12 protein-coding genes are annotated in these 13477 nt (G+C 59.2%); 10 read left to right on the forward strand and 2 right to left on the reverse strand.

Annotated elements, in window-relative coordinates:
* The first annotated feature begins 37 nt into the window (after positions 1–37).
* Positions 38–1102, forward strand: coding sequence for an ABC transporter ATP-binding protein (locus tag ACN0WV_RS14905; RefSeq protein ID WP_084353116.1), 1065 nt, complete (start codon positions 38–40; stop codon positions 1100–1102).
* On the opposite strand, the gene ACN0WV_RS14910 is transcribed toward ACN0WV_RS14905, so the two are convergent.
* Positions 1099–2301, reverse strand: a complete 1203-nt coding sequence (locus tag ACN0WV_RS14910; RefSeq protein ID WP_084353117.1) for an AGE family epimerase/isomerase — start codon at positions 2299–2301, stop codon at positions 1099–1101. The genes ACN0WV_RS14905 and ACN0WV_RS14910 overlap by 4 nt on opposite strands.
* Positions 2302–2528: 227 nt before the next feature.
* Positions 2529–5189 (reverse strand): alpha-ketoglutarate dehydrogenase, encoded by a 2661-nt coding sequence (gene mdeB / locus ACN0WV_RS14915; RefSeq protein ID WP_084353118.1) that lies wholly within the window; start codon positions 5187–5189, stop codon positions 2529–2531.
* A gap of 135 nt (positions 5190–5324) precedes the next feature.
* On the opposite strand from mdeB, the gene ACN0WV_RS14920 reads away from it, so the two are divergent.
* The 9 genes from ACN0WV_RS14920 to ACN0WV_RS14960 all read left to right on the forward strand — a co-directional run bounded on the left by ACN0WV_RS14920 (position 5325) and on the right by ACN0WV_RS14960 (position 13474).
* Positions 5325–5789, forward strand: a complete 465-nt coding sequence (locus tag ACN0WV_RS14920; protein ID WP_417606811.1) for an Lrp/AsnC family transcriptional regulator — start codon at positions 5325–5327, stop codon at positions 5787–5789.
* 433 nt (positions 5790–6222) lie between these two features.
* Positions 6223–7026, forward strand: coding sequence for a creatininase family protein (locus tag ACN0WV_RS14925; protein WP_417606812.1), 804 nt, complete (start codon positions 6223–6225; stop codon positions 7024–7026).
* Positions 7027–7833 (forward strand): ABC transporter ATP-binding protein, encoded by an 807-nt coding sequence (locus ACN0WV_RS14930; protein ID WP_084353121.1) that lies wholly within the window; start codon positions 7027–7029, stop codon positions 7831–7833.
* Complete coding sequence (locus ACN0WV_RS14935; protein WP_084353122.1) at positions 7814–8677, forward strand: ABC transporter permease; 864 nt, start codon at positions 7814–7816, stop codon at positions 8675–8677. The genes ACN0WV_RS14930 and ACN0WV_RS14935 overlap by 20 nt, the downstream gene beginning before the upstream one ends.
* Entirely contained in the window at positions 8677–9873 is a 1197-nt protein-coding gene (locus tag ACN0WV_RS14940; RefSeq protein ID WP_417606814.1) for an amidohydrolase family protein, read from the forward strand. The genes ACN0WV_RS14935 and ACN0WV_RS14940 overlap by 1 nt, the downstream gene beginning before the upstream one ends.
* A complete protein-coding gene (locus tag ACN0WV_RS14945) occupies positions 9870–11261 on the forward strand; it encodes an FAD-binding oxidoreductase (RefSeq protein ID WP_417606816.1) in 1392 nt (463 codons plus the stop codon). Before ACN0WV_RS14940 ends, ACN0WV_RS14945 begins: the two co-directional genes overlap by 4 nt.
* Complete coding sequence (locus ACN0WV_RS14950) at positions 11258–12265, forward strand: ABC transporter substrate-binding protein (protein ID WP_417606818.1); 1008 nt, start codon at positions 11258–11260, stop codon at positions 12263–12265. Before ACN0WV_RS14945 ends, ACN0WV_RS14950 begins: the two co-directional genes overlap by 4 nt.
* Before the next feature lie 190 nt (positions 12266–12455).
* Entirely contained in the window at positions 12456–13085 is a 630-nt protein-coding gene (locus ACN0WV_RS14955; protein ID WP_084353126.1) for a TetR family transcriptional regulator C-terminal domain-containing protein, read from the forward strand.
* The gene (locus ACN0WV_RS14960; RefSeq protein WP_417606824.1) at positions 13082–13474 is read left to right on the forward strand and encodes a RidA family protein; all 393 of its coding nucleotides are present in this window, start codon (positions 13082–13084) and stop codon (positions 13472–13474) included. The genes ACN0WV_RS14955 and ACN0WV_RS14960 overlap by 4 nt, the downstream gene beginning before the upstream one ends.
* Positions 13475–13477: the final 3 nt, after the last annotated feature.

Raw genomic sequence — 13477 nt, forward strand, 5'->3', positions numbered from 1 at the left:
TTTTGAACCCTGTTCAGCGACTTTCGAAAGACTGATAATGACCCAAGTTGAAATCAAAGACCTCAGAAAAAGCTTTGGCGCTGTCGAGACGCTGCACGGGGTTTCCTTCGAAATTCCGGATGGTGCCTTCGTTGCGCTTGTCGGGCCGTCTGGCTGCGGAAAATCCACCATTCTGCGTCTCATCGCCGGGCTTGAGGAAATTACCAGCGGTGAGGTCCGGATCGGCGACAAGGTCATCAACGACGTGGAATCCAAGAACCGCGATATCGCGATGGTCTTTCAGAACTATGCGCTTTACCCGCATATGACCGTGGCTCAGAATATGGGGTTCTCGCTTCGGCTACTGAAGACACCGAAGAAGGAAATCGCCCGGTCGGTGAAGGACACCGCGACGATGCTGGGGATCGGCGAGCTGCTTGATCGCTACCCGAAGCAACTTTCCGGGGGGCAGCGCCAGCGCGTGGCCATGGGGCGGGCGATTGTGCGCCAGCCGCAGGTATTCTTGTTCGACGAACCGCTTTCTAACCTCGATGCAAAGTTGCGCGTGCAGATGCGGGCCGAACTGAAGGCCATGCATCAAAGGCTTCGGACCACGACAATCTATGTCACTCACGACCAAATCGAGGCTATGACGATGGCCGACATCGTGGTCGTCATGCGAGACGGTCATGTGGAGCAGGTCGGCAGGCCGCTTGACCTTTATGATCACCCGGTCAATCGCTTTGTGGCCGGTTTCATCGGCTCGCCCGCGATGAATTTCCTGCCGGTTTCAACGACCCGTGGTGACGCAGAAATCACGCTGAGTGACGGCCAGAGGCTGAGCCTGCCGCAGTTTCGCGATCTAGACGGAGATTTCGAACTGGGGCTTCGCCCTGAACATCTGCGTCACACCCCCGACGATGCGGGACTGCGCGCGACGATCGAGTCCAATGAACAGACCGGATCGGAAACCCTGCTTCAGGCAAATCTCGCCGGAGTCACGATCACCGCATTGTTGCGAGAGCGGTTCGATTGCCATGTCGGTGAAACCCATGGTTTCACGGTCGATCCGGCAGGTGCGCAGCTTTTTGACTGCGCGACCGGTGCGCGTATCGTACCTTAGCGATTGATCGTCCGGATCGCAGCCAAAAGACTAAGCCCGGTGTGATAACCGGGATCAAGGTCAGGTGTCGCGGGAACAAAATCCACAGGGCCGTCAAGGGTTCGTGTCTGAAAGGCAAAATTGCATTCTTCACGCCAGTAATGTGTGAAGAATGCGGTGTCGGCCTTCTGCCAGGGGGCGATCAACCGGCTGTCCCCAGTCAACTGATACCCCAGAGCGCAGGCGCGGATCGCTTCTGGCATGGGCCACCAGGGGAAGTAGGGCGAGGTGAGTTCACCGCTGGATGCCGAAAGATAAAGCGCGATACCAGGCCCCTGCTGTCCGACCTCAAGGCAGCGCAGCAGTATATCGACAAGCTGTCCGATCCGCGCATCATCCGGGCGCGTTGACAGGTGTTCGAAGGCGAAGCCGCAAAACTCGATTGCATGTCCTACATTGCAGATATCTTCACCACTCACGGTCAAAAGCAGACCGGATGCGGGATCATAATGCCGGTCGAGCACATGGTCGATGAACCGGTCAGCAAAGCCGGTTTCTGTGGAATACCCCAGCCGATGCAATAGCCCCGCCACGGCAAGAAGGATCATTCGAGGCCCAAAATCGTCCGGTGCCGCCGCGATGTTTTCGCGTGACAGCGGCTTTGTCTCGTCCATCTGAAACCGGCCATCCTCTATCGCCGCGATGACCTGTTTGAGGTAGGCCAGATGGGTTTCCGCTGCACCCGCGTCATAGTGATGCGACGCAGCAAACAAACCCTTTGCAGTGAAAGCATCCGAATAGGTAAAGATCGCGCCCGCGGGGGTCTGCGCATTGGCCGTGCCGTCCTGAAAAATAACCGGTTGTCCGTCGCGCTCATAAAGGAAATAGGCGTGCCCGTCCTTGGCCTGCTCGTCGGCCAAACGCCTGTAAAGCGCCGCTCCGAAATCATGGAGCCTGCCTGCAAATTTCGGATCCGTGGTCTGATAGTGAGACGCAAAAGTTGCCAAGGCTTCAAGCCCGCGCCCCTGAATCCAGCCATAGGTATAATCCGGGCCGCGCAAGCCCGAGGCCTCATCGTAATCGGTGCCGGTGATCGAATACACCTTGGTGTTCAGAAAACCGCCGCCCAGTGACCCCCGCGCCAGAATCCAGTTCAAGGTCGCACGATTGCAACGGTCATAGCGGCCCGCCGCTTCGCGCATCCAGTCTGTCGTCATCATGTCTTTACTCCCAACGGCCGGACCATGCGGGAGTATCTGTCAATGATCAAGAAACTCGCGGGAGATATTTGGCCAGAATGACGTTCTGCCGTGCCCGCCCGGATGAGAAACACAATCGGTGCGCGCAGATCTTTGGCGACGGTGCCTGGATCATCGTGGTATCCCGGCGATCCGGTCGCTGGTGCCAGAAATGTGGATGTTCATCGCTTCAGGCTTTTGTAACTTTCCTAAACCGTCCAGGGTGCCGCAGTCGCGGGGTCGATGCCGAAACGTTTCATGGCTTTGGCCAGGGTCTGCTGCTTGACCTCGCCGCTGCGCACCAAAGACTGAATCGCCGCAAGCGCGATGTTTTCGCGATCGACTTCGAAGAAGCGGCGCAGCGCAGCACGGCTGGCCGAACGTCCAAAGCCGTCGGTACCCAGTAGCATCATTCGGCCATTCAGATACGGCGCGATCTGGCCCGGCACGGCGCGCACATAGTCACTGGCTGCCACAACCGGCGCGTTGCCCTGCAACTGATTTTCCAGATGCGAGCGTTCTGGATTGCCGAAGCGGCCGCGTCTCTCGGCCTCGGCTGCATCGCGCGCCAATTCGCTGAAAGAGGTGACGGAGAAGATTTCGGAAGCAATGCCGAACTCTGTCAGCAGATCGGCCGCCGCGATGACTTCGCGCAGGATCGTACCCGAGCCAAGCAAGCGCACCTCGGGTCCGTCTCCGCCTTTACGATCCAGCCGGTACATGCCCTTCAGGATATCCGCCTCGACATTGTCAGGCATGGAAGGCTGGGCATAGTTTTCGTTCATCACGGTGATGTAGAAGAACTCATCGCGCTTTTCGTCCAGCATCCGCGTCATGCCATGCTCCATGATCACCGCCAATTCGTAGGCGAAGCAAGGATCAAAGGCGCGGCAGTTCGGCACCGTGGCCGCAACCAGATGGCTTGAACCGTCCTGATGTTGCAGACCTTCACCCGAAAGCGTGGTGCGTCCGGCGGTGGCACCCAGAAGAAACCCTCGGGCGCGCTGATCGGCGGCGGCCCAGATCAGATCCCCGACACGCTGAAAACCGAACATCGAATAATAGATGTAGATCGGCAGCAATTCCGTACCATGTGTCGAATAGGCGGTGGCCGCAGCGGTCCAGGAACTGATTGCCCCGGCCTCGGTGATGCCTTCCTCCAGAAGCTGCCCGTCGGGGGTTTCCTTGTAGAACAGCATTGAGCCTGCGTCTTCGGGTTCATAACGCTGCCCACCGGGCGCATAGATCCCCACCTGACGGAACAGGTTATCCATGCCAAAGGTCCGTGCCTCATCGGCGACGATGGGCACGATGCGCGGGCCAAAAGCCTTGTCGCGCAGCAGCCCGCCCATCATGCGCACGGCGGCCATGGTGGTCGACATCGTCTTGCCCTCGGCTTGCAGGGCGAAGCTACCGTATTTTGAAAGCGGCGGGCGGGCCGGCGCGGGGGAATTTGCGTGCAGTGCGCGGGTCGGAAGATAGCCGCCAAGCCGGCTGCGACGGTCCTGCAAATAGGTAACTTCGGGACTGTTCGGGCCGGGATTATAGAAGTCCAGCGCTTCCACTGCCGTATCCGACAGAGGCAGGCTGAAATTATCTCGGAACGCTTTGAGCGCATCGAAATCAAGCTTCTTGGCCTGATGCGCGATCATCCGGGATTCCCCGGCCCCGCCCATACCGTAGCCCTTCTTGGTCTTGGTCAGGATCACCGTCGGTTGTCCCTTATGAGCGCGGGCGGCGGCAAATGCGGCGTATAGCTTTCGCAGGTCATGGCCGCCGCGTTTCAGCCGGTGAATATCCTCGTCGGACAAATGCGCGACCAGCGCGGCCGAGGCCGGGTCGGCATCGAAAAAGCGCGCGCGATTGTAATCGCCGTCCTTGGAACCAAGCGTTTGATATTCGCCATCGACGGTTTCGGCAAAGCGGCGCAACAGCACGTTGTCGGTGTCACGGGCAAAGAGGTTGTCCCATTCAGACCCCCACAGCACCTTGATCACGTTCCAGCCTGCGCCGACAAAGAGCGATTCCAGCTCTTGTATGAGCTGTCCGTTGCCGCGCACCGGCCCGTCCAGCCGTTGCAGGTTGCAATTCACCACGAAGGTCAGATTGTCGAGTCCCTCGCGCGCGGCAAGGGTCAACGCGCCGATCGATTCCGGCTCGTCCATCTCGCCATCGCCGAAAACCCCCCAGACCCGGCGCTCGGTCGTGTCGGCCAGTCCGCGAGCGTGCAGATACCGCATGAAGCGCGCCTGATAGATTGCCGACATCGGCCCGATGCCCATCGAACCCGTTGGAAATTGCCAGAATTCGTCCATCAGCCACGGATGCGGATAGGAACACAGCCCCGTGCCTGGGACTTCTTGGCGATAATTGGATATGTCCTGCTCGGACAGACGCCCCTCAAGAAAGGCGCGGGCATAGACACCCGGTGCCGAATGCGGTTGGAAATAGACCAGATCGCCTGCGCAATCCTTGGTCTTGCCGCGAAAGAAATGGTTGAAACCGACCTCGAAGATTTCGGCGGCTGACGCGTAAGAGGCGATATGCCCGCCAAGTTCCCCATATGCCTTGTTTGCCCGGACCACCATCGCCAGCGCGTTCCAGCGATTGATCGACGTGATGCGCTCTTCCATCTCCAGATCGCCGGGATAGGCGGGTTGCCGGGTCAATGGGATCGTGTTGCGATAGGCAGAGTAGGGCAGCCCGGCTGTTGTCACACCCAGCAGTCGGGCATGATCTTGCACGCGACCTAGTACGAATTGCGCGCGCGCACGCCCGTCGACCTCTGTCAGAGATTCCAGCGCCTCGACCCAATCCTGAGTTTCCACAGGATCGGGATCTTGTTGGGTAATAGCATCGGCTCGTGACATGGCATCCTCCCTGATCAGGGCGAGCGTAGCGAAGCCGGCTTAGCAACATGGGTTAACTCAACCGCATGATTGAGATATATTAGCTTGAAGCAGCAACATTTTCTCTTTTGATAGCAAGAACAGCCAAGGTGCGTGATGAAATTTGATATTGATGCCATTGATTTGAGTATTTTGCGAGCGCTTCAGAAAGACGCCCGTCTGTCGCATCAAGAGCTAAGCGAACGGGTCGGCCTCTCGCCCTCGCCATGCTCGCGGCGCATCCGTATTCTGGAACGCAAGAACATCATCGACGGCTATAGCGCCCGTATCGACGAGCGGCTTCTGGGCTTTGCCATGAACATCTTCGTTTCGGTCAAGCTGGAAAGGCAGGTCGATGGCTGCCTGGCCATTTTCGAGCGCGAGATCAACCTTTGCCCCGAAGTGGTGGACTGTTGGCTGATGACCGGAACGCGCGATTATCTGATGCGCGTCTCGGTGCGGGATCTGGACGAATTCGAGCGTTTCCTGACTGCGCGGCTGACGGGCATCAAGGGTGTCGCTTCCATCGAGTCAGCGATACCGATACGCCGCGTCAAAGGCGGCATGGCGCGGCTGGTCTGACAGCGTATCCAGCACCGGTACAGGGCTGCACCCCACGCGTCGCAATGTTGTTGCAGGCAGTCTGGCCTTCCGGGCCAGTTCATCCTTCCGGATGCCCCCAATGCCTCGCCGCAGATCTGTACCTGTTTCGTCATGCCGCAAGACCACATCGCAACTGCTTTCCGCACGGTCCAGAACCAGAACAGGCAAGGGGCGTGTAATCAGCAATCCAGGCTGTTCGCGGGGCATTTTCATCGAGCCTTTCCGGGTCGGTTCCGTTGCGCGCGCTCGGGGTTATCAGTAAGGATTCTCTACAATAGTTGTGTGTTTTCAATGAGTTGATTTTCTATACTAAATAGTTTGACCAATTGATATGAAATTGTCTAATCTTTCGCCCACGGGAGGATCCAATGACAGAATTCAAAGGCGATAACAGGCCTGACGGAGCAACACCATGAAGCGCTTCTGGGCCGATCATTCGCGCCACGAATTTTCCAAGCTCGATCACGACCGGCTGATCGCGGTACAACCGATCGGAGCCATTGAGCAGCATGGTCCGCATCTGCCGATGTCGGTCGATGCGTGCACCGTCAGTGCCGTCGCCCGACGCCTGGCAGATGCCTTGCCTGACGACAGTCCGGCGTTGATCCTGCCCACACAGGCGGTCTGCAAAAGCGACGAGCATATCGACTTTCCCGGCTCGCTGACCCTGACGGGCGAGACGTTTCTACGCGTCCTGACCGAAATAGGTGCCAGCGTCGCACGGGCCGGTGTGCGCAAGATGGTATTTCTGAACGGACATGGTGGTAATATTCCGGCGATGGACCTGGCCGCCCGGCAATTGCGCGTGACCCAGGACATGATGACGTTTTCTGTCAATTGGTTCGGCTTCGGCATGCCCGAGGGGCTTTACTCCGAGACGGAGCGCGCCCACGGCATTCATGCCGGTGACATGGAAACATCCGTCATGCTGGCGCTGGACCCCGACAACGTGAATATGCAAAAGGCACAGGACTTCCGGTCGCGCGGGCAGGATCTGGCCGAGAACTTCACACATATCGGCCTGGGCCGTCCCGCCAAGCTCGGCTGGAAAACCCAGGATCTCAACGTCTTCGGTGCCTGCGGCGAAGCCCATCTTGCCAGCGCCGAAAAAGGTGTCGCGACGCTTGATCATGCCGTTGGCAAACTGGTCGAAGCCATGGCCGAAATCGACCGCATTCCGCTGAGCTGGCTGGATCAATCCCCGGAGACACAATAGATGACAAAGCTTCCCTTTCATGGAGATCAGGCAGAGCTGATCTCCATGCGCGATGTCGACAAGGTATTCGGAAATGGGACCGTCGCCGTGCGCGACATGTCCCTGTCGATCAATCAGGGCGAATTCGTCAGCTTCCTTGGCCCTTCGGGCTGCGGCAAGAGCACGGCATTGAAGATGATCTCGGGGCTTCTTTCGGTTTCGAAGGGCAGCATAACCGTCAATGGGCATCCGGCCGGGGCAGGCGGTGATGGCGATGACATAGGCTATGTTTTTCAGGAAGCCACGTTGATGCCCTGGGCCAATGTTTTCGAAAATGTCTATCTGCCGCTGAAGCTGCGCGGGTTGAAGAAAGCGCAGGCCCGCGAGCGCGTCGAGAACGTGCTTTCGATGGTCGGGTTGATGAATTTTGCCAAATCCTACCCCCGAGAGCTTTCGGGCGGCATGCGGATGCGGGTCTCGATCGCGCGGGCCATGGTTACAAAACCCAAGCTTCTGTTGATGGACGAACCTTTCGCGGCCTTGGACGAGATGACCCGCACCAAACTGAATGACGAGGTGCTATCGCTGTGGAAAACCCATGGTTTGAGCGTGATTTTCGTCACCCATTCGGTCTTTGAATCCGTCTACCTGTCCAGCCGCGTCGTTGTCATGGCCGCGCGGCCGGGCCGCGTTGTCCACGATATTCCGCTGACCAGCGGATATCCTCGCAACGCCGCCTATCGCATGTCACCTGAATATGCGGAATCCTGCAAGACCGTCAGCAGCGCACTGGAAGGGACACTAGACAATGTCGACCTCAACCATTGATCCCACCCCCGCGGCAGAGATTGCGACATCCCGGAACAATCCGGTAATCCGCCGCGAGCGGCGCGAAAAGCGCCTGCGCATCGTGCTGCCCATCGCCGCGATCGCAATTGCCCTGGCGCTGTGGGAGTTTCTCGTGTGGTATAACGAGGTGCCACATTATCTGATCCCGGCACCCAGCCTGATCGCCAAGACACTTGTCACCGACTGGGCCTCGCTGATGCAAAGCGCCGTTTTCACCGTCAAACTGACGCTGATGTCGCTGGGGCTGGCAATTGTCGGGGGGGTGCTTCTGGGGATGCTTTTCGCGCTTTCGCGGCCGATTGAAATGAGCCTCTTTCCTTTCGCGGTCATCATGCAGGTCACACCCATCGTCGCCATCGCGCCGTTGATCCTGATCTATGTTTCCAACACCTTTGTTGCGCTGCTGATCTGTGCCTGGATCGTGGCCTTCTTTCCGATCCTGTCGAACACCGCCATCGGGTTGCGCAGTGCCGATCATAACCTACGAGATCTGTTCAGCCTTTATCGCGCCACGCCCTTGCAGCGGTTGCGCTATCTGCTGGTCCCTTCCGCCTTGCCCTATTTCATGGCGGCGCTGAAGATCGCCGGAGGACTGGCCCTGATCGGCGCGGTGGTTGCGGAATTCGTCGCGGGAACAGCGGGTCAGAATACCGGCCTTGCCTCGCGGATCCTAGAATCCAGCTTCCGCAACGAGATCCCACGCATGTTCGCGGCGCTCTTTCTGGTCTCGCTCTTGGGGGTCGTCATCTTCCTGTTCACCTCTTGGCTGTCGCGCGCTGTTCTCGGACATTGGCACGAGAGCGAAATCAAGCGGGAAGGCTGATGAAAATTCAAGCATCGCCGCGCATCACGGGCAATCTGTCGGGTGTGACGCTGGCTGGACAAGCAGGGACATGGGATCTGACCCATAGCGGTGGCCGGATCGCCGCGCTGCGCCCCTCGCGTCAGACAGGCGGCGGGATGGTGCTGCCGCTCATGGCCGATATTCATGTGCATCTGGACAAGACAATGACCATTGGGCGTATGCCGCGCCGGGCCGCGTCCCTGTTCGATGCCATCGAGATGATGGGCGAGGATGCGGCGGGCTGGACCGAGGCGGACATGCGCCGCCGTGTCGGCACTGCGTTGGCGCGGGCATACCGCCATGGCACCGCCCTGATGCGCAGCCATCTGGACTGGAACACTGCCGAGGCGCCCCTGGCTTGGCCGGTCCTGACTGAACTGGCGCAGGAATGGCGCGGGCGGATCGACTTGCAGCTTGCTTCGCTCACCGCGCTGGATCTGATTGAAGAGCTTGGTCCCCGCATCGCCCCGCAATTGCGCGCCGGCGGCGGCGTGATGGGTGCCTTTGTGTATCGCAACGCCGACATGCCGCGGAAGATCGCCTTGGTCTTCGATCTGGCCGAAGCGCATGGACTGGATCTAGATTTTCATGTCGATGAGGGACTGGAACCCGAGGCGCAGGGATTTGACGCCATCCTTGACGAAACCGAACGCCGCGGCATGGCAGGGCGTGTACTTTGCGGGCATGGCTGTTCGCTGTCGGTGCGTGATCCCGATCAGGTCTTGCGACTGTTGGAGCGCGCCGCGCACGCCGGGGTGGGGCTGACCGTGCTGCCGGGGGCCAACAGCTATCTTCAGGATGCGCAGGACGGGCGCACACCGCGTCTGCGCGGGATTGCCCCCCTGCAAGAGGCCCGTGCCGCCGGGATGCCGGTTATGATCGCGTCGGATAATGTGCAGGACGGCTTTTTCCCGTTCGGCGATCACGATCTTTGGGACGTCTACCGCCTTGCCGTGCTGGCCGGGCATCTGCCCCATGCCGACTGGCTGGATGCCATCACGTCCACTCCGGCGCATTGGATGGGTCAGGACACCACGATTTGCGAAGGCGGCCCGGCCTCCTTCATCCGCTTCGAAAGCCCGAGCCTGATTGACGCGCTCAGCCGTCCATGTGCGGTCCGGCAGGTATGGCGTGACGGACAGATTCTGCTGCATGACGAAGGAGTCGAGACATGACACAGGCTTGGAACAAAGAGGCCTTCAAGGCCGAACTGAGCGGCATCCGCTGCCATGACGACGAGAAATACCTCGAAGCCCGGTCCGGCGACTATTTCTGGTACAGTCCGATCCTGAACGAGCAACTGAAAGATCTGCGCGGCGAGCTGGTCGTCATACCACAAAACCGCGAGGAGGTGATCCTGGTTGCCGCTGCGGTGGCCCGACACAAGGTGCCGCTGACCCTACGCGGCGGCGGCACCGGCAATTACGGCCAATGCGTGCCGCTGGAGGGCGGGGTGATCATGGACCTGACACGGCTGGCCGATGTGATCGAAATCACCGAAGGCCATGTCCGCGTCGAGGCGGGGGCCCGCATCTCGCGGCTGGACGATGCCGCCCGCGAGACCGGGCAGGAATTGCTGATGTACCCTTCGACGCGGCAGATGGCGACCATCGGTGGCTTCGTCGCCGGCGGGTCTGGCGGTATCGGGTCGCTGCGCCACGGCATGCTGCGCGACCCCGGCAATGTCTCGTATGTCAAGGTGGTGACCGTCGAACCCGAGCCACAGATTATCACGCTGGAAGGTGACGACATCCAGAAGGTGCAACACGCTTATGGCACCAATGGCATCGTGATCGAATTGGGCCTCGCCCTGACCCCGTCGACCGACTGGATCCATACCGCCGCCCTTTTTGATGGCTATGACGCAGCGCTGCATTTCGCGTGCTGGGCGCAGGAGGAAGGGCTGGATTGCTATCTGCTCACCGCGGTGGAACGGCGCTTCGCCGCTTATTACACCAAGTTCCGCGATCACTTTCCCGAGGATCGCGATGCGATCTTCGCCATGGTCGCCCCGAGCGAGATGACCCGCTTTCAAGCCGAAGCAGAACGGCGCGGGGGACGTATCTCGTTTGCCATGACCAAGCCGGAGATCCGTGAAGCCGGGTTGCAGCCGGCTTATGAATGCGGCTGGAACCATACCACCTTGCAAGCCCTGAAGGTCGACAAGGGCTGGACCTATTTGCAGGTCGCGTATCCACGTCCCTTCGATCCCGATCTGGTCATGCGCCAGATGGAACGATACGGCGACGCGATGTTCTGGCACCATGAAATGGCACGTATGGAAGGCGAGATCCAGATCTTCGCTTTGCCGCTGTTGCGTTTTCGCAGCAAGGAAGAGACCTACCGCGTCATCGCAGAGCTGGAAGAGACCGATGGCTGCACGATCTTCGATCCGCATGTGGTCACGATCGAAGATGGCGGCATGAAGGAAATCGACGATACGCAGATCGCCTTTAAGAAACAGGCCGACCCCTACGGCCTGATGAACCCCGGAAAAACACGGGGATGGACCGACGACATGGTCCGCAATGACAGCACATCCCATCAAGGAGAAACAGCATGAGAAAATTCACCATCTCGATCGCCGCCGCCTGCCTGCTTGCGGCCGGATCGGCCTGGGCACAGGACAAGGTCGTCTTCGGCACCAACTGGTTGGCCCAGGGCGGGCATGGGGGCTACTATCAAGCCGTCGCCGACGGCACATATGAAAAATACGATCTGGAGGTCGAGATCCGACCCGGCGGCCCTCAGGTCAACAACCGTCCGATGCTGGCGGCCGGGCGGCTGGACTTTCTGATGACCGGCAATCTGCTGCTGTCTTTCGACAACGTCCGCAACGGGATTCCCACCACGGTCGTCGCGGCCATCTATCAAAAAGATCCACAGGCGCTGATCGCCCACAAGGGTCAATACGCCAGTTTCGACGATCTGGCGAGCGCGCCAACCGTGCTGATCGGAAAGGACGGGCAGTTCAGCTTCTGGCAATGGCTGGTCCAGTCCAAGGGGTTTCAGAATGAACAGCTTCGCCCTTATGGGTTCAACCTGGCGCAATTCCTCAGCAACGAAACAGCCGTGCAGCAGGCTTATGGGACGGCAGAGCCGATCTATGCCGCCGAACAGGGCACAGAAGTGGATACCTTCCTGTTGGCCGATCACGGCTACAACACCTATGCTTCGACAATCGAGACGCGCCAGCAACTCATCGACGAAAACCCCGATCTGGTGCAGCGCTTCGTGAATGCCTCAATCGAGGGCTGGTATAATTATCTCTATGGCGACCGTTCTGCCGCCTATGAGGCGATCATGGCTGCAAACCCGGAAATGACCATGGCCAAGTTGGATAAGGAAATGGCCCAGTTCGAAGCACTCGGCATCATTGACGTGGGCGAGGCAATCGACAAGGGCATCGGTGCCATGGACAGCGATCGCATCGCATCTTTCTATGATCTTGCCGTGTCCAACGGTATCATCAAGGAAGGCGAGGTGGATCTGGACAAGGTGGCTGATACAAGCTTTGTCAACAAGGGTCATGGCCTTGACATCAAGGCCGAACTGACTGGCGAATGAAACATTCGCGGCGCACGGACTCTGCATCCGCGCGCCGCTTTGTCCCCCCAAAAGAGGCATTGCGGCGTCTTGTGCCAATCCAGCCAATGACCCGGTGCCGAGGTCAATCGAGGAGCCGGACGGGCAGGGTGTTCGTTCAGGCGAAAAACAACCCCGGTTTCGGCGGGCCTCCTGAGCAGAGGACAGCAACATGAGCGTTGCAAAGGAAAAACGGTCCCGGATAAGGGCTGCCATCCGCGACGGTGCCCTTCGGGAGTTCGCCCGCAACGGGCTGGCCGGAACGTCTACCCGAGCCATTGCCGATGCCGCCGGGATCACCAAGGCGCAGTTACACTACTACATCTCCAGCAAAGAGGACTTGTATCAAGAGGTTCTCAGTTTCATTTTTTCCGAATGGAGGGCGTTGTTTTTCATTTCTTCCGCCCAGGATGACCCCGAAACGGCAATCCGCGCCTATATCACGCGCAAGCTTCGGCACGCTGTCGAACATCCTGAGTTCTCGCGTCTCTTTGTCAACGAGATGGCCCGAGGTGCCCCGGAGATGAACGAGCACTGGCCCAAGTTGAAGGCTGCGACGGAAGAGGCCTCTGCGGTGATCCGCAATTGGATCGATGAAGGAAAGATCGCTCCTGTCGACCCCTTGCTGTTTCAGATCAACATGTGGGCGGTGACGCAGCATTATGCAGAATACGAACAGCAAAGCCGAGTCCTGTTCAATGTCGGGCCGGATCAACCCTTGGACATGTCGCGGATCAATGACGAGGTCACGCAGCTTTTCTTGATGCGCTGCGGCCTGCTCAAAGCGGAGCTTGTTACATGAAAATTCACAACCCTGCACAAATGCCCTCGCCTTTCGGCGAATACGCCCATGGCACCAGCGCCGGCGGCCTGATCGCCACCTCTGGCCAGCTGGGCCTGAACGCCGACGGAAGCATCCCCGCCGATGTGCAGGCTCAGGCTGAGATCTGCTTCGGCAATATCCGTGCCATTCTGCAAGATGCCGGCGCGGATATTGCGCATGTGTTGCGGTTTTCGGCCTTCGTCACACGGCGCGAGGACATGGCCGCCTATATGGCGGTCCGCGACCGCTGGGTGGCGGACCTGAAGACAAAACCGGCCTCGACTTTGGTTATTGTCAGCGGATTTACCCGCCCTGAATTTCTGGTCGAGGTCGAAGCCCTGGCCAGCTTGCCCGGCGGCGCTTGTTGATTT

This window comes from Primorskyibacter flagellatus (assembly GCF_048268605.1).
GTDB lineage: Bacteria > Pseudomonadota > Alphaproteobacteria > Rhodobacterales > Rhodobacteraceae > Primorskyibacter > Primorskyibacter flagellatus.